Below are 16,689 nucleotides of genomic sequence, written 5' to 3'. Positions count from 1 at the left end.
TTCACTAAGCACTGGGCAGTCTAACACTGATTTTTTGGACAGCGCCAGACTAGCCGAGGTTCCCTTAACCCCAGCTGAAAACTACCGTGAAAGCCGTGTGCCATCAGGGGTTTAGACCGTTTCCGGAGGTTTCGGAAACGGCCGTTCGTCAGCGCGGGGCGAGTTCGCGCAAATGACGGGCAACCGCCAGCCAGGCGCCGATGTAGCCGAGCAGCACCGCACCGATCAGCAGTTGCAGCCCGTCCTCGAGGGCGACGCTGCCCAGGGCGAAATCGCTACCGTAGAGGCCGGCCAGATCCAGCACCGCGGCGTTCAGCCAGTTCAGGCCGAACACCAGCAGGGCCCAGGCGGCGATGCCGGCGCCCAGGCCGAACAGCGCGCCCATGTAGAGGAAGGGCCGGCGCACGTAGCCGTCGGTACCGCCCACCAGCTTGACCACCTCGATCTCGGTGCGGCGATTCTCGATGGCCAGGCGGATGGTATTGCCAATCACCAGCAGCAGGGCAATCACCAGCACCACGGTCAGGCCGAAGACGAAGCGCTCGCCGAGCTTGAGGATGGCGGTGAGGCGCTCGACCCACTGCATGTCCAGCTGCACCTGCTGCACGCCGTTCATCTCGGCCAGCTGGCTGCGCAGCATGTCGAGGCGACTCTTGTCGATTTCCTTGGGGGTCACGGCGATGACGCCGGGCAGCGGATTCTGCGGCAATTCGCGCAGCGCCTCACCGAGGCCGGCATCCTGTTGCAATTCCTTCAGGGCGTCGTCCGGGCTGATCCAGCGTGCCTCGGCCACATCAGGCAGGACCTTGATCTGGCTCATCAGCACCTCGGCCTGGTCCTGACCGGTGCGCAGGTCGAGGAACACCGAGATCTGCGCCGCGCGCTGCCAGGAGCCGCCCAAGCGCTCGACGTTCTTCAGCAGCAGCGACACGCCCATGGGCAGCGCCAGGGCAATGCCCATCACCAGGCAGGTGAGGAAGGTGCCTATGGGTTGCTGCACCATGCGCCTGAGGCTGTCCCTCAGACCGGTGCGGTGGGCTTCGAGGTAGGCATGCAGCGGGCTGCGCCAGTCGCTCTTGGGTTTCTTCGGGGCCTGGCGCTGCGGACGCTGGGGCTTGCCGCCCTGTTCCTGGCCACGGGGCAGTTCGGTGGCGCTCATGGCTGGCTCTCCTCTTCGTCGCCGATCAGGCGGCCGCGCTGCAGGGTCAGCATGCGATGGTGCAGCCGGGCGATGAGGGCATGGTCGTGACTGGCGATCAGCACCGTGGTGCCGAGGCTGTTGATGTCCTCGAAGACGCCCATGATCTCCGAGGCCAGGCGCGGATCGAGGTTGCCGGTGGGTTCGTCGGCGAGCAGCAGGGCCGGCCGATGCACCACGGCGCGGGCGATGCCAACCCGCTGCTGCTGGCCGGTGGAGAGCTCGGCCGGATAGTCGTCGAGCTTGTCCTTGAGGCTGACCCGCTCCAGAGCCGCGGCCACGCGCTTGGCGATCTCGGGCTTGGACAGGCCGAGGATCTGCAGCGGCAGGGCGACGTTGTCGAACACGGTGCGGTCATAGAGCAACTGATGGTTCTGGAAGACCACGCCGATCTGCCGGCGCAGAAAGGGAATCTGCGCATTGGTGATGCGCGAGATATCCTGGCCGGCCAGGGTCAGCTTGCCGCCGGTGGGCCTTTCCATGGCCAGGATCAGCCGCATCAGGGTGCTCTTGCCGGCGCCGGAATGCCCGGTGACGAAGAGGATCTCGCCGCGTTCGGCACGGAAGCTCAGTTCCTGCAGGCCGACGTGACCGTTGGGATAGCGCTTGGAGACGCGGTCGAACTGGATCATGAGACGCCCCGCTCCGCGAACAGGGCCTGGACGAAGGGCCGCGCCTCGAAGGGCCGCAGGTCGTCGATACTCTCGCCGACGCCGACATAGCGGATCGGCAGGGCGCTCTGCTTGGCCAGGGCGAAGATCACCCCGCCCTTGGCGGTGCCGTCGAGCTTGGTCAGCGCCAGGCCGGTCAGGGGCACCGCGTTGTGGAATTGCTTGGCCTGGTTGAGGGCGTTCTGGCCGGTACCGGCGTCCAGTACCAGCAGGGTCTCGTGGGGCGCCGCCTCGTCCAGTTTGCCGATCACCCGGCGTACCTTGCGCAGCTCCTCCATGAGGTTGTCCTTGGTGTGCAGTCGGCCGGCGGTGTCGGCGATCAGCACATCGATGCCGCGGGCCTTGGCCGCCTGGACGGCGTCGAAGATCACCGAGGCGGAATCGGCGCCGGTGTGCTGGGCGATCACCGGGATGCGGTTGCGCTCGCCCCAGACCTGCAACTGCTCGACCGCTGCGGCGCGGAAGGTATCACCGGCCGCCAGCATGACCTTCTTGCCTTCGTTCTGCAGCCGCTTGGCCAGCTTGCCGATGGTGGTGGTCTTGCCGGCGCCGTTCACGCCGACCACCAGGATGACATAGGGCTTGTGCGAGGTATCGATCACCAGGGGCTGTTCCACCGGCAGCAGCATCTCGGTGAGCTCCTGCTGCAGCGCCTGATAGAGCGCCTCGCTGTCGGCAAGCTGCTTGCGCGCCACCTTCTGGGTCAGGTTGCGCATGATGACGCCGGTGGCCTCGACGCCGACGTCGGCGGTCAGCAGGCGGGTCTCCAGCTCTTCGAGCAGGTCATCGTCGATGGCTTTCTTGCCGAGGAACAGACTGGCCATGCCCTCGCCGAGACTGGCGCTGGTCTTGGACAGGCCCTGGCGCAGGCGGGCGAAGAAGCCCAGCTTGGCCGGTTCGGCGGGAGCGCCGACGACGGCGGGTGGAGCGGGCTCGGGTTCGGGCGGAATCACCTCGGGCTCAGGACGGACCGGGGCCACGGGTACGACCGGGGCGGGAGCAGGCTCAGGCGCCGGCACAACCGGAGGCAGCGGCGCGACCGGCGCAGCCACTGGCTCGGGCTCGGGCTCGGGCGCCCTCACCGGCTCGACCTTGACCGGCGGCACGATGGGATCGGCCACCAGCGGCTCGACCAGCGCCGTGAGCGCCACCGGCGACGGCGCCTCCTCTTCGGCGACCGGCACCGGGGTCAGCGAGGGAATCGCTTCCGGCGGTTCGGGCACCGGCTCCGGGTGCTGCACCGGCTCGCTGGCCAGCGGCTCGGGCAGGCGCTCCTCGGCTTCAGGCGCGGGGGCTTCGGCAGGCGTCTCTATGGGTTCGGCAGTCTTCTTGCGGAACCAGCCGAACAGGCCTTTCTTCTCCGTGGGGGGAGACTTCTTGTCGTCGGATCCAAACATGCGGGGCTCTGTATCGAACGGACGAACCGGCTGCGGGAGCTCCGCCAGGCGGGGCTCGACCGTCAGGCATGGCCGTCGGGAAAAGGGATGCGTATCCTAGCAGCCTGCCGGGCGGAAGACCTCCCCGTCGGCGAAAAACGCGCGACCGTCCCCAGGACGCAGCCGCTTCGTCCCCTACCGCGCTACAAGGCCTGCTCTCGCGATGCCCGCCTCCCGCTCCCGTCGGACCGCCCTGGTCGTCCTGCTCAGCCTGCTCCCCACCTTCACCCTGGCCACGACCAGCCGGCAGAACACCGAGGAATTCACCCTCGACAACGGCCTCAAGCTGGTGGTCCGCGAAGATCACCGGGCGCCGGTCGCCGTGGTGCAACTCTGGTACCGCGTGGGTTCGAGCCTGGAGGCGCCCGGGGCGACCGGCCTGTCCCATGCCCTGGAACACCTGATGTTCAAGGGCAGCCGCAAGCTCGGTGCCGGCGAGGCCTCGCACCTGCTGCGCGACCTGGGCGCCGAGGAAAACGCCTTCACCACCGACGACTACACCGTCTATTACCAGCTGCTCGCCCGCGATCGCCTGCCCGTGGCCCTGGAGCTGGAAGCCGATCGCATGCAGCACCTGCGCCTGGAACCGGACGAAGTCACCCGCGAGCTGGAAGTCATCAAGGAAGAACGCCGGCTGCGCACCGATGACCGGCCCGAGGCGCTGTCCTTCGAGCGCTTCAAGGCCGCCGCCTACCCGGCCAGCGGCTACCGCAACCCCACCATCGGCTGGCCCCAGGATCTGCAGCGCCTCGGTGTGGACGACCTGCGTCGCTGGTACCAGACCTGGTACGCACCCAACAACGCCACCCTGGTGGTGGTCGGCGATGTCGAACCCCAGGCAATCCGCGCCGAGGTGCAGCGCTGGTTCGGCGGCATTCCCCGCAGCGACCTGCCCGCGCCGCGGCGGCCGCTGGAACTGCCGGCGCCGGGCGAGCGGCGCCTGGCCCTGCAGGCCCGCGAACTGCCCAGCCTGCTGATGGGCTTCAACGTGCCCAGCCTGGCCACCGCTGCCCAGCCGCGCGATGCCTATGCGCTGCAATTGCTGGCCGCCCTGCTCAGCGGCGGTTCGGGGGCGCGCCTGCCCAGCCGTCTCGAACGCGGCGCGGAAGTGGCCAGCAGCGTGCGCGCCGCCTATGGCGCCTACACCCGTGGTGACAGCCTCTTCCTGCTCAGCGGCACCCCCAACACCCCGCGCGGCAAGACCCTCGATCAGCTGGAAGCGGCCTTCTGGGCGCAACTGGAGCTGCTCAAGCGCGAGCCGCCCAGCACCGAGGAACTGGCCCGGGTCCGCGCCCTGCTGGTGGCCGGGCTGGTCTATGGCCGCGACTCCATCACCGCCCAGGCCAGCAGCATCGGCCAGCTGGAAAGCGTCGGCCTCGGCTGGCGCCAGGGGGATCGGCTGCTCGACGAACTGGGCCGGGTCACCCCCGACGACCTGCGCCGGGTGGCCCGCACCTACTTCACCCGCGAGCGCCTGACCCTGGCCCAGCTCGAGCCCGCAGCCACCGCGGAGAATCGTCCATGAAGCCGCTGCTCTGGCTGTCGCTGTGCCTGCTCGCGGGCTGCCAGTCCCCTACCCCGGTCGGCGATCTGGCGCGCGCCTATCCGGCCGTGGACAGTCTCAAGACGCTCAAGGACGCGCCGCCCCTGGGGCGCCAGCTGGACATCCAGCGCTGGCGCACCGCCGAGGGCGCCCAGGTGCTGTTCGTGCCGGCGCCGGAATTGCCGATGTTCGACGTGCGCCTGATCTTTGCCGCCGGCAGCAGCCAGGATGGCGCCACCCCGGGCCTGGCCATGCTGACCAACGGCCTGCTCAACGAAGGCACCCCGGGACGCGATGCCGGCGCCATCGCCGATGGCTTCGAGCGCCTGGGCGCCGACTTCAGCAACGGCGCCTATCGTGACCAGGCGGTGGCCGGCCTGCGCACCCTCGCCGATCCGGCCCACAGCGAACCGGCCCTGGCGCTGCTGGCCGACGTGGTAGGTCGCCCGACCTTTCCCGCCGAGGCCATCCAGCGCATCCGCGACCAGCTGCTGACGCTGATCGCCGCCAGCCGTCGCGAACCGGCGAACCTGGCGGGTGAGGCACTGCAGGAACGCCTCTACGGCGACCATCCCTATGCCCATTCGCCGCGGGGCACGGCCGCTGGCCTGGCCCGCCTGGACGCGGCCAGCCTCCGGGCCTTCCATGCCCGCGCCTATGCCGCCGGCAATGCCGTGATCGCCCTTACCGGCGATCTGGATCGGACCCGCGCCGAGCAGATCGCCGCCCAGCTGTCGCGCGCCCTGCCCCGCGGTCCGGCCCTGCCGCCGCTGCCCGTGCCGGCTCCCGCCGCGCCGGCGCGGGTGCAACTGGAGGTCCCGGCCCAGCAGACCCGCCTGCTACTCGGTCAGCTCGGCATCACCCGCCGCGATCCCGACTATGCCGCCCTCTTCGTCGGCAACCAGATCCTCGGCGGTGGCGGTTTCGGCAGTCGACTGATGACCGAATTGCGCGAACGCCGCGGTCTCACCTACGGCGTCAGCTCGGGCTTCACCCCCATGCGTCAGCCGGGTCCCTTCACCATCGGCCTGCAGACCCGCGCCGAACTGGGCGATGCCACCCTGGCGCTGGTCCGCGACCTGCTGCGCGACTACCTGGCCCAGGGTCCCACCCAGGCCGAACTGGACCGCGCCAAGCGACAGATCGAAGGCAGCTTCCCGCTGGCCAACGCCAGCAACGGCGCCATCGTCGCCCAGCTGGGCAACATCGGCTTCTACGACCTGCCCAGCAGCTACCTGGACGACTTCCTCCAGCAGGTCCGCCGCCTGACGGTGGAACAGGTGCATGCGGCCCTGCAGCGCCACCTCGATCCCGAGCGCTTCGTCGTGGTCAGCGCCGGCCCGCGGGTCGCCCAGCAGCCGCTGCCGCCCCCCCGCCCTCTTCCCAACCTGCCGCCCAGCGGCGTTCCGGAGCACTAGCATGGCCCAGAAGACCGCCAACCAACTGCGCATCATCGGTGGCGAATGGCGCAGCCGGCGCTTCGCCTTTCCCGATGCCCTGGGCCTGAGGCCCACCCCGGATCGGGTTCGCGAGACCCTGTTCAACTGGCTGGCCGCCGTCACCCCGGGCGCGCGGGTGCTGGACCCCTTCGCCGGCAGCGGCGCGCTGCTGCTGGAAGCCCTCTCCCGCGGCGCCGGCCAGGCGCTGGCCTTCGACCTCAATGCCCAGGCCGCCACTGCCCTGCGCGGCCATCTGCAGACCCTGGGCTGCGCCCAGGCCGAGGTGCGCCAGACCGACGCCCTGCAGGCCCTGGTTAAGCCGGCGGAAGCGCCCTTCGACCTGGTGTTTCTCGATCCGCCCTTTGGCAAGGAGCTGCTGGAGCCGGCCTGCGCAGCCCTGGAAACCCAGGGCTGGCTGGCACCGGACGCCTGGATCTACACCGAGAGCGAGACCCAGCCCTCACGCCTGACCCTGCCCGCGACCTGGCAACTGCACCGCGAGAAGAAGACCGGCAACGTCCACTACGCCCTCTGGCACCGCCAGGCGTGACCAGCGCGCCCTTCAAGCCGGCGCGCTGGCTGCCCGGCCCGCACCTGCAGACCCTCTGGGGCTCGCTGTGGCGCCGCCTGCCGCCCATCACCCGGCCGCGGGAACGACTGTGGCTGGAGGACGGCGACTTCCTCGATCTGGACTGGTACCACGCCGAGGATCCGCGGGCGCCCCTGGTCTTGATCGCCCACGGCCTGACCGGCAGCTCCGGCTCCCACTATGTGCTCGGCCTGCAATTCGCCCTGGCCGCCCGCGGCTGGGCCAGCGTCGGCCTCAACTGGCGCGGCTGCTCCGGCGAACCCAACCGCCTGCCGCGTGGCTATCACTCCGGCGTCAGCGAAGACCTGGCCGCGGTGGTGCGCCATCTGCAAACCAGTCGTCCGGACGCGCCACTGTATGGCGTGGGCTTTTCCTTGGGCGGTAACGTGCTGCTCAAGTACCTGGGCGAGCGCGGCGAGCACAGCGGCCTGCAGGCGGCCGCTGCGGTCTCGGTACCCTTTCGCCTGGATCTCTGCGCCGATCGCATCGGCATCGGCTTCTCGCGCATCTATCAGCGGCACTTCATCCGCGAACTGGCGCGCTATGTGCGCGACAAGCAGGCGCTGTTCGACCGCGACCTTCACCCCGAACAGCACGAGATCCTCGCGCGCCTGGGGCCGCCCGAGGGACTCAAGACCTTCTGGGACTTCGACGATCGCTACACCGCGCCCCTGCACGGCTTTCGCGATGCCCGGGACTACTACCGCCAGGCCTCCAGCCGCTACTACCTTGGGGGTATCCGCATCCCCACGCTGCTGATCCAGGCCGAGGACGACCCCTTCATCGGCACCGACGCCCTGCCCGCCCGCGCCGAACTGGCGCCCGACACCCTGTTCGAGCGCCTGCCCCATGGCGGCCATGTCGGCTTCGTCGGCGGCCCCTTCCACGATCCGGACTACTACCTGGAAAGACGCATCCCCGACTGGCTGGTCAGCCAGCGGGCAGCGCCATCCGGCCGATAAACGCCCACGGGTCGGCGATCCCGGCGGCTGTCGCCTTGGCCTCACTCCGCCCCTGAGCTACCATCCAAGCCCCAACAGCTTCGCCCCCAGGACAGCGTCATGAACCGAGTGCTATACCCCGGCACCTTCGACCCCATCACCAAGGGCCATGGCGACCTGGTGGAGCGCGCCTCGCGGCTGTTCGACGAAGTCGTGGTGGCGGTGGCGGCCAGCCCCAAGAAGAATCCGCTGTTTCCGCTGGAGCGCCGGGTCGAGCTGGCCAAGGCGGTGACCGCGCACCTGCCCAATGTCGAGGTGATCGGCTTCAGCTGCCTGCTGGCCACCCTGGTGGAGCAGCAGAAGGCGACCATCATCCTGCGCGGCCTGCGCGCGGTGTCGGATTTCGAATTCGAATTCCAGCTGGCCAACATGAACCGGGTGCTGGCGCCCCAGGCGGAAAGCATGTTCCTGACCCCGTCGGAACACTACTCCTACCTGTCTTCCACCCTGGTGCGGGAGATCGCGGCGCTCGGCGGCGACGTGACCAAGTTCGTCCATCCCACCGTGCATCAGGCGCTGCTGGAGCGTTTTGCCCCGGCCAGCTGATTAACCCCAAGGACTGTCGGGTGCAGCCGGCGCGCGGATGGGGCAAAATGCGCGCCTGACTTTTGGATCGCTGCGCGTTCGCGCAGCGTGGAGCCGACGATGTCCCTCATCATTACCGACGATTGCATCAACTGCGACGTGTGCGAGCCCGAGTGCCCGAACGGCGCCATCTCCCAGGGTGCGGAGATCTACGTGATCGATCCGAACCTGTGCACCGAGTGCGTGGGCCACTACGACGAACCCCAGTGCCAGCAGGTCTGCCCGGTGGACTGCATCCCCCTCGACGAGAACCATGTCGAGACCAAGGAGCAGCTGCACGACAAGTATCTGAAGATCAGCGGCCAGGCCTGAGCGGCCAGGCCCGGCGCCAGGGCCTATTCGGTACGCCCGTACCCGCTCTGGGTACAGCCCAGGCAGCGCACGAAGGCCGCCTTGCCCGGCTCGACCACCAGCGCCTTGCCGGCCTTGCCGATGTTACCGCCGGCGGCGGTGAACGGCAGACTGACCACGAAAGCCCCCGCACCGATCACGGTCGCGGCGATCAGCAGCGGCCGCGCGATCAGCAGGTCGCCGATCATGGAAAAGGCAGCGGGTGCCTGGGCTTCACCGAACGCCTGGTCGGCGGTCTGATATTCGGTGACTTCACCCTGAGCCTGCTGCGCCTGCGCCGGCAAGACCTGCATCGTCAGGGCCAGCGCCAGCACGGCAGCCAGGCTACGGAACGGATTCATACGGCTGATCCCTTGCGCGGTTGTGATGGTGGTCCCTGAACTATAACAGCCCGCCCGCACTTGTCATGCGGGCGGGCCTCAGACGTCATTCGGCTCGGACGACCGGCTGCGGCGCGCGGCGATGGGCATAGACCATCAGCGCGATGCCGCCGAGCACCATGGGCACGCAGAGCACCTGCCCCATGGTCAGCCAGCCCCAGGCCAGATAGCCGAGCTGGGCGTCGGGCACCCGCACGAATTCGACGATGAAGCGGAAGATGCCGTAGCAGAGCACGAACAGGCCGGACACGGCCATGGTCGGCCGCGGCTTGCGCGAGTAGAGCCAGAGGATCACGAACAGCGCCACCCCTTCCAGGGCGAACTGATAGAGCTGCGAGGGATGGCGCGGCAGCTGGGCCGGATCGCTGTAGGGCGGAAAGATCATCGCCCAGGGCACGTCGGTGGGCTTGCCCCAGAGTTCGGCGTTGATGAAGTTGCCGATGCGGCCGGCACCGAGACCGATGGGGACCAGCGGCGCAATGAAGTCCATCAGTTCGAAGAAGCCCTTGTTGTGGCGCTTGCCGAACCACCAGACCGCCAGGATCACCCCGAGCAGGCCGCCGTGGAAGGACATGCCGCCCTTCCAGACCTCGAAGATCAGCGTTGGATTGGCGATGTATTCCGCCAGGTTGTAGAACAGCACGTAGCCGAGTCGCCCGCCGGCGATGACCCCCAGCGCCACCCAGAACACCAGATCGGACAGGGTCTCGCTGGTCCAGCGCGGATCGAAGCGATTGAGTCGCCGCTTGGCCAGCCACCAGGCGCCACCGATCCCCACCAGGTACATGAGGCCGTACCAGTGGATCTTCAGCGGCCCCAGCGACAGGGCCACCGGGTCTATTTGCGGATACGGCAGCATGGTGCCTCCTTGAAAGGGATCAGAGTAAGAAGTTGAGACCGACGCCGAACAGCAACAGGGCAAACAGGCGCTTGAGCAGCCGGGGCGACAGGCGATGGGCCAGCCGCGCACCGAAACGGGCCGAGAACATGCTGGTCAGGGCGATACCCAGCAAGGCCGGCAGATAGACATAGCCCAGACTCCAGGCGGGCAGGCCCGGCTCCTGCCAGCCGACCAGGATGAAGGACAGCGCCCCGGACAGGGCAATGGGCAGGCCGCAGGCCGCCGAGGTGGCCACCGCCTGCTGCATGCTCAGGCTGCGCCAGATCAGGAAGGGTACGGTGAGCGAGCCGCCGCCGATGCCGAAGATGGCCGAGGCCCAGCCGATCACCACCCCGGCCACCGTCAGCGCAGGCTTGCCGGGTTCGCTGGCCTGGGCCCTGGGGCGCAGGTCCAGCGCCAGCTGGATGGCGATGAGGATGGCGAAGGTGCCGATGATCTTCTGCAGCAGCGGGCCGTGGATGGCGGCGGCGGTCAGGGCGCCCAGGGCGCTGCCGAAAACGATGCCCAGGGCCATCCAGGCGAACAGCCGCCAGCGCACGGCGCCGAGTCGGTGGTGGGCCCAGACGGAATTGAGCGAGGTGAAGACGATGGTGGCCAACGAGGTACCCACCGCCAGGTGGGTGAGGATGTCCGGATCGAGGCCCTGGGCGGTAAAGCTGTAGACCAGCACCGGCACGATGATCAGGCCGCCGCCGACCCCGAACAGACCGGCCAGCAGCCCGGCGCAGACGCCGAGCACCAGGAAGAGCAAGAGATCCATCATCACCTCGGGCGCAGGAGGCGGCATGGTACGCCGCTGCCTGCCCGGCGGGAAGCGGCCTTCCCGCCGGGCACGCTCAGCTCTGGACGCTGGCAGCCGGGTTGATCACCCGACCCAGTCCGAGATTGCGCAAGGCCAGATGCAGGGCGCTGTGGATGACCTGGGGGTTGTCGATCTGGCGCATCTGCTGCACCAGCTCGCGGGCCTTTTCCAGGGTGACCTGGCGCAGCAGCCACTTCACCTTGGGCAGGTTGGTGGCGTTCATCGACAGGGTGTCGAAGCCCATGCCCATGAGCAGCACCGCCGCCGCCGGATCCCCGGCCATCTCGCCGCAGATGCTCACCGGCACCCCTTCGGCGTGGGCACCATCGACCACCTGTTGCAGCGCCTGCAGCACCGCCGGGTGGAAGTAGTCGTAGAGATCGGCCACCCGCGGGTTGTTGCGATCCACCGCCAGCAGGTACTGGGTCAGGTCGTTGGAGCCCACCGAGATGAAATCCACCTGGCGCGCCAGGTCGCGGGCCTGGTAGACCGCCGAGGGCACCTCGACCATGACCCCCACCGGCGGCATGGGGATGTCGACGCCTTCGTCACGCACCTCGCACCAGGCGCGGTGCAGGAGATGCTGGGACTCCTCCACCTCGTGCACGCCGGAAATCATCGGCAGCATGATGCGCAGGTTGTTCAGGCCTTCGCTGGCCTTGAGCATGGCGCGGGTCTGCACCAGGAAGATTTCCGGATGATCCAGGGTGACGCGGATGCCGCGCCAGCCCAGGAAGGGGTTGTCTTCCTTGATCGGGAAATAGGACAGCGCCTTGTCGCCACCGACGTCCAGGGTACGCATGGTCACCGGCGCCGGATGGAAGGCGGCCAGCTGCTCGCGGTAGATGGAGAGCTGTTCCTTCTCGCTGGGAAAGCGCTCGTTGACCATGAAGGGCACTTCGGTGCGATACAGCCCGACCCCTTCGGCGCCACGCTGCTGGGCGCGGGCCACGTCGGCCATCAGGCCGGTGTTGACCCACAGCGGCATGCGGTGACCGTCGAGGGTCTCGCAGGGCAGGCTGCGCAGGGCGTCGAGGCCCTGGGTCAGCTGGCGCTCCTCTTCCACCACGTCGCCATACTGCTTGATCAGCGTCGGCGACGGATTGGTGAAGATCTCGCCGTGGTAGCCGTCGACGATGAGGTCGATGCCGTCCACCTTGGAATACGGCAGGTCCACCGCGCCCATCACGGTCGGCACGCCCATGGCGCGCGCCAGGATGGCGACGTGGGAGTTGCCCGAGCCGAGTACCGAGATCAGGCCGACCAGGCGCCCCTCGGGCACCTCGCCGAGCATGGCCGGCGAGAGCTCCTCGCTGACCAGAATGGTGTTTTCCGGGTAGATCAGGCAGGCCTGGTGGGCCTGCTGCAGATAGGCCAGCAAGCGGCGCCCGAGGTCACGCACGTCGGCGGCGCGCTCGCGCAGATAGGCGTCGTCCATGAGTTCGAAGCGCTGGACGTGCTCCATCACCACCTGGCGCAGGGCGCCCTGGGCCCACTGGCCGCTCTTGATGATGGTGGTCACCTCGTTACCGAGGGCGGCGTCGTCGAGCATCATCAGGTAGACGTCGAACAGCGCCTGCTCTTCCTTGCGCAACTGGGTGGACAGCCGCTTGGACAGCGCCTTCATGTCCGCCCGCACGCCTTCGAGCGCCGAGCGGAACAGTTGCAGCTCGGCGTCGATGTCGGTCACGGTCTTGTCCGGGACCACCTCCAGATCCGCGGGCGGCAGGACCACCACCGCCTTGCCGACGCCGACCCCGGGCGAACCGGGGATGCCGACGAAACGGGCCTCTTGGATGCCGCGACCCTGCCGGTCCAGACCACGGATGGTCCCGGTGGCCTCGGCATGGGCGATCACCCCGGCGAGCTGGGCGCTCATGGTGACCAGGAAGGCTTCCTCGCCTTCGTCGAACTGACGGCGTTCCTTCTGCTGCACCACCAGCACCCCCATGACCCGGCGGTGGTGGATGATGGGTGCACCGAGGAAAGACGCATAGCGCTCCTCACCGGTCTCGGCAAAATAGCGAAAGCGCGGGTGACTGGCGGCGTCTTCGAGATTGAGCGGCTCTTCGCGGGTGCCGACCAGGCCGACCAGGCCCTCGTTGGGGGCCATGCTGACCCGGCCGATGGACCTCTTGTTGAGGCCTTCGGTGGCCATGAGCACGAAACGGTTGGTGTCGGGATCCAGCAGATAGACGGAGCAGACCTGCGACTGCATGGCCGCGCGGACACGCTGCACGATGATGGACAGTGCCGACCCCAGATCCTTGGCGGCATTGACCTCCTGGACGATCTTGCGCAGAACTGCAAGCATCTAGCGCCTCCGCAGCCGACGTCCGGCGGAGCCGCCGGCGTGCATCACGTGTCGTTCATCCTGCATGACCACAGCTTCTCCTCACCTCTTTCGCACCGGCCGAACCGGTAATCAGGCCAGCAAGCGGGGTGCCAACTCCTTGAGCGCCCGCCGATAGACCTCTCGCTTGAAGGTCACCACCTGGCCCAGCGGATACCAGTAGCTTACCCAGCGCCAGCCATCGAATTCCGGCTTGCCGGTCACATCCATCCGCACCCGCTGCTCTTCCGCGGTCAGCCGCAGCAGAAACCACTTCTGCTTCTGGCCGATGCACAGCGGACGGCTGTGGGTACGCACCATGCGCTGCGGCAGACGGTAGCGCAACCAGCCCCGGGTACAGGCCAGGATACGGACGTCATCGGGGCTCAGCCCCACTTCTTCGTTCAGCTCCCGGTACAGCGCCTCTTCGGGCGTTTCCCGGTCGTCTATTCCACCCTGGGGGAACTGCCAGGCATCCTGATTGATGCGGCGGGCCCACAGTACCTGGCCGGCATCGTTGGCGAGAATGATGCCGACGTTGGGGCGAAAACCATCAGCGTCGATCACGGCTGCCACCCTTGAAAAATGTCGTTGCCCGCATTGTTCCACAAAGCCCGACAGCCCAGCAATGCAAGCTCCGGACCGACTGAGGCGCGGCCGACCGGCGCAGGCGTCCGGCACCTGCCGCCGCCTGCAAAAGCCCGCATTATGGTGAACGCTAGCTGAACGTCGGCTTAAGGGCCGGCAAACGTCGCGCCCTAGCGAAAATGCCGTTGCACGGCCATGTAGAGGGCCAGTGCCAGACCGATCCAGCCGACCAGCCAGAAATAGTCGAGATAGCCCAGCACCTGGCTCTGGCGGGTGACCAGACTGGAGATCTGCGCCAGGGCGCTGTCGGCACCGGTGGCCAGGCGATAACGCTCGCCATAGGCCTGGTAGGTCTGGGCATAGGGAGTGACCGCGGCGCTGAGCACCGAGGCATGGAAGGCGTCGCGCCACTGCAGGAAGACGTTGGACAGCACGATGCCCATGGGCATGACCAGTTGCTGGGTCATGTTCTTGATCTGGTAGGCCTGGCTGAAATAGGCCGGCTCGACGCGCATGAAGGTGTACATGATGATCACCGCGAAGGTGCCGATCAGGTAGGTGCCATGCATCATTAGCCCAGGCACCAGCTGCTGGTAGAGGGGCACGTCGGCATGCTGGCGCACCATCCAGAAGCCGTAGCCGGCCAGCAGCAGGTAACCCGCCACCAGGTACTTGCGAAAGCCGCCCCAGGGAAAGCGCTCGCGCAACCGCACCGAGGTGATCATCAGCAGCGGCGCCAGGCCGCACAGCCAGCCCAGCGCCATGACGCCCCCGGCGGTATAGACCGGCAGTTGCAGACCGTTGACCACGTATTGGGGGATGATGAAGTTGTAGGCGCCGAGCAGGAAGTAGTTGAGCATCATGAACAGCATGCCGGCGAGAAAGCCCGGGGTGATGGCGTGCTTGAAGTCCAGGGTCGGTCGCGCCAGGCCGCGCTCGTAGTAGACATAGAGTCCGAGGATGGCCGCTCCCACCAGCAGCTCCACGGCCAGCCACAGGCCATCGCTGAAGAAGTCGAAGGCCAGGCGCTGGGTGGTGGTGGTCAGCAGCAGACTGCCCACCGTCAGCAGCACCATGGACAGCAGCGAGGGCGCCCCGGAATTCTGCAGCGGATGGGAGCGCCGCGGCAGCGACAGCCAGACGCAGACGGCCACCAGCGCGCAGGCCAGCGCCGGCACCATGAAGATGGCGCGCCACTGGTGACCTTCCAGCAGCTCCGCGGTGGTGAAGGAGGCCAGCGCACCACCCAGGGGCACGCCCGAGGCGAAGGCGCGAATCCCGGTCGGCAACTGCGGACCGGAAAAATACATCTGCACCAGCACCCGCGCCCCGGCAAAGAAGGTGGCGGCACCGGCCCCCATCAGCGCCCGCCCGACGATGAAGGTCGGCAGATCGGTAGCCACCAGGCAGCACACCTGGCCGACCAGGTGGATGCCGACGGCGGCGAAGATCAGGTTGCGATAGCCCAGGCGCTGGGCGAACCACTGGTGCGGGGCGCTGGTGACGATGACCGCGGCGCTGTAGCAGGCGGTGGCCAGGGTGTAGCTGCGCTGGTCGATACCCAGGCCGCCATAGACATAGCGGTTGGCCAGGGCGATCGACAAATTGTCGAGAAAGTACACCAGCACCATCAGGGTGATGCTCAGCAGCAACAGGCCGCGATGATGGGGGCGATCGGTGTCGTCGGCGTACATGAAGACCCAAGGCTGGCACTAAGGGGGCCAGTCGTGGACCCTGCGTCCGGGGCGGGGTTCAGAGACTGCGTTGGCGCAGCCTCTTCGAAGTGATGCGGATCGCGTCCTGGCTCAGCCGGGCAGCAGCGCCCGGACGTCGGCCAGGAGTTCGTCGGGCACCTCCAACCAGCCACGGGTGGTATTGCGTTCTCGTGCCTGGTAACGACGCTGCGACGGCAGGCGGGCGCCCTGGGCTTCGATGCCGGCGAACAGCTGCTCGGCGCGCTGCTGGTAGTCGGCTACCGCGGCGCCGAGAAAGCGCTGGGGATCGAAGGCCAGGATGAGTTCGCCGTGATAGGGCAGCCCGCCGGCACCAGCGTCGACCGCGGAAGACTCCGGACTGGTGAGATCGCCGATCAGCGGACCGGCGAGCAATTCGATCATGGCCGCCAGCGCCGAGCCCTTGTGACCGCCAAAGGTGAGCATGGCGCCCTCCTCCAGCACGGTGCGGGCATCGTTGCTGGGCGCGCCCTCGGCATCCACCCCCCAGCCCTCGGGCAGGGCCTTGCCTGCGCGACGATGCAATTCGATTTCGCCGCGGGCCACGGCGCTGGTGGCGAAATCGAAGACGAAGGGCGGACCCTCGGGCCGCGGCCAGCCGAAGGCCAGGGGATTGGTACCGAACAGCGGGCGACGACCACCGGCCGGGGCGACATAGGCCTGGGTCGGATTGCAGGCCAGGGCCACCAGGCCCCTGGCGGTAAGGGCTTCCATCTCCACCCAGAGCGCCGAGAAGTGCACGCAGTTGTTGATCGCCAGGGCTGCCAGGCCACAGCTGCGCGCCTTGGCATCGAGCAGGGGCAGCCCCGTCTCGAAGGCCAGCGGGGAGAAGCCGCCACCCGCATCGACCCGGACGATGGCCGGAGCCACGTCCTCTACCGTCGGCTCGGCATCGGGCACCACCTTGCCGGCCTTGAGCGTCTTGACGATGCCCAGCAGCCGATAGATGCCGTGGGAGGCGCAGTCGTCACGCTGGCCGGCGACCATCATGGCGGCGATGGCCGCGCCCTGCGGCTGACTGAAACCTTGGGCCGCGAGCACCTCTTCGGCCAGGTGCTGCAGGTCTTCCGGGGTCATCTGGGCCATGGCGGCGCTCCATCGGGAAAACCCCGACTATGCCGCAACCGGCCACGACCCGCT

The 16,689-nt window shown here is 68.0% G+C and carries 16 protein-coding genes; 6 read left to right on the top strand and 10 right to left on the bottom strand.

Annotated elements, in window-relative coordinates; genetic code table 11:
* Window positions 1-148: 148 nt before the first annotated feature.
* The 3 genes from ftsX to ftsY are packed head-to-tail and all read right to left on the bottom strand — an operon-like array spanning window position 149 to window position 3,266.
* Window positions 149-1,159: a permease-like cell division protein FtsX gene (ftsX, locus tag DBY63_RS15250; protein ID WP_007161648.1), complete on the bottom strand. Its 1,011-nt coding sequence runs from the start codon at window positions 1,157-1,159 to the stop codon at window positions 149-151.
* The gene (gene ftsE / locus DBY63_RS15245) at window positions 1,156-1,830 is read right to left on the bottom strand and encodes a cell division ATP-binding protein FtsE (RefSeq protein WP_007161647.1); all 675 of its coding nucleotides are present in this window, start codon (window positions 1,828-1,830) and stop codon (window positions 1,156-1,158) included. Before ftsE ends, ftsX begins: the two co-directional genes overlap by 4 nt.
* Window positions 1,827-3,266, bottom strand: a complete 1,440-nt coding sequence (ftsY, locus tag DBY63_RS15240; RefSeq protein WP_108582372.1) for a signal recognition particle-docking protein FtsY — start codon at window positions 3,264-3,266, stop codon at window positions 1,827-1,829. The genes ftsE and ftsY overlap by 4 nt, the downstream gene beginning before the upstream one ends.
* Window positions 3,267-3,468: 202 nt before the next feature.
* On the opposite strand from ftsY, the gene DBY63_RS15235 reads away from it, so the two are divergent.
* The 6 genes from DBY63_RS15235 (at window position 3,469) to DBY63_RS15210 (ending at window position 8,774) form a co-directional block, all read left to right on the top strand.
* Window positions 3,469-4,830, top strand: a complete 1,362-nt coding sequence (locus DBY63_RS15235) for a pitrilysin family protein (protein WP_108582371.1) — start codon at window positions 3,469-3,471, stop codon at window positions 4,828-4,830.
* A complete protein-coding gene (locus DBY63_RS15230) occupies window positions 4,827-6,266 on the top strand; it encodes a pitrilysin family protein (RefSeq protein ID WP_027602917.1) in 1,440 nt (479 codons plus the stop codon). The genes DBY63_RS15235 and DBY63_RS15230 overlap by 4 nt, the downstream gene beginning before the upstream one ends.
* A gap of 1 nt (window position 6,267) precedes the next feature.
* Window positions 6,268-6,837 carry a 16S rRNA (guanine(966)-N(2))-methyltransferase RsmD gene (gene rsmD / locus DBY63_RS15225; RefSeq protein ID WP_108582370.1) on the top strand — a complete coding sequence of 190 codons (570 nt, stop codon included), beginning with the start codon at window positions 6,268-6,270 and terminating at the stop codon, window positions 6,835-6,837.
* On the top strand, window positions 6,834-7,838 hold the full coding sequence (locus DBY63_RS15220) for a hydrolase (RefSeq protein ID WP_108582369.1): 1,005 nt from the start codon (window positions 6,834-6,836) through the stop codon (window positions 7,836-7,838). The genes rsmD and DBY63_RS15220 overlap by 4 nt, the downstream gene beginning before the upstream one ends.
* 99 nt (window positions 7,839-7,937) lie before the next feature.
* Window positions 7,938-8,423 carry a pantetheine-phosphate adenylyltransferase gene (gene coaD, locus DBY63_RS15215; protein WP_007161641.1) on the top strand — a complete coding sequence of 162 codons (486 nt, stop codon included), beginning with the start codon at window positions 7,938-7,940 and terminating at the stop codon, window positions 8,421-8,423.
* Window positions 8,424-8,522: 99 nt separating this feature from the next.
* Window positions 8,523-8,774, top strand: a complete 252-nt coding sequence (locus DBY63_RS15210) for a YfhL family 4Fe-4S dicluster ferredoxin (RefSeq protein ID WP_007161640.1) — start codon at window positions 8,523-8,525, stop codon at window positions 8,772-8,774.
* A 23-nt stretch (window positions 8,775-8,797) separates the two neighbouring features.
* On the opposite strand, the gene DBY63_RS15205 is transcribed toward DBY63_RS15210, so the two are convergent.
* The 7 genes from DBY63_RS15205 to DBY63_RS15175 form a co-directional block, all read right to left on the bottom strand.
* Entirely contained in the window at window positions 8,798-9,154 is a 357-nt protein-coding gene (locus tag DBY63_RS15205; RefSeq protein WP_027598899.1) for a hypothetical protein, read from the bottom strand.
* Window positions 9,155-9,239: 85 nt separating this feature from the next.
* The gene (lgt, locus tag DBY63_RS15200) at window positions 9,240-10,052 is read right to left on the bottom strand and encodes a prolipoprotein diacylglyceryl transferase (protein ID WP_017641011.1); all 813 of its coding nucleotides are present in this window, start codon (window positions 10,050-10,052) and stop codon (window positions 9,240-9,242) included.
* A 19-nt stretch (window positions 10,053-10,071) separates the two neighbouring features.
* On the bottom strand, window positions 10,072-10,854 hold the full coding sequence (locus tag DBY63_RS15195; RefSeq protein ID WP_077173118.1) for a sulfite exporter TauE/SafE family protein: 783 nt from the start codon (window positions 10,852-10,854) through the stop codon (window positions 10,072-10,074).
* A 76-nt stretch (window positions 10,855-10,930) separates the two neighbouring features.
* Window positions 10,931-13,210, bottom strand: coding sequence for a phosphoenolpyruvate--protein phosphotransferase (gene ptsP / locus DBY63_RS15190; RefSeq protein WP_007161636.1), 2,280 nt, complete (start codon window positions 13,208-13,210; stop codon window positions 10,931-10,933).
* A gap of 111 nt (window positions 13,211-13,321) precedes the next feature.
* Window positions 13,322-13,795: an RNA pyrophosphohydrolase gene (locus tag DBY63_RS15185; protein ID WP_007161635.1), complete on the bottom strand. Its 474-nt coding sequence runs from the start codon at window positions 13,793-13,795 to the stop codon at window positions 13,322-13,324.
* Window positions 13,796-13,986: 191 nt separating this feature from the next.
* A complete protein-coding gene (locus DBY63_RS15180) occupies window positions 13,987-15,510 on the bottom strand; it encodes an MFS transporter (RefSeq protein WP_044341956.1) in 1,524 nt (507 codons plus the stop codon).
* Window positions 15,511-15,621: 111 nt separating this feature from the next.
* On the bottom strand, window positions 15,622-16,635 hold the full coding sequence (locus DBY63_RS15175) for an Ldh family oxidoreductase (RefSeq protein WP_108582368.1): 1,014 nt from the start codon (window positions 16,633-16,635) through the stop codon (window positions 15,622-15,624).
* Between the last annotated feature and the right edge of the window lie 54 nt (window positions 16,636-16,689).

This window comes from Pseudomonas sp. RIT411 (assembly GCF_003057735.2).
Lineage (GTDB): Bacteria > Pseudomonadota > Gammaproteobacteria > Pseudomonadales > Pseudomonadaceae > Chryseomonas > Chryseomonas oryzihabitans.
This window is presented reverse-complemented; position numbering and strand designations above follow the sequence as displayed.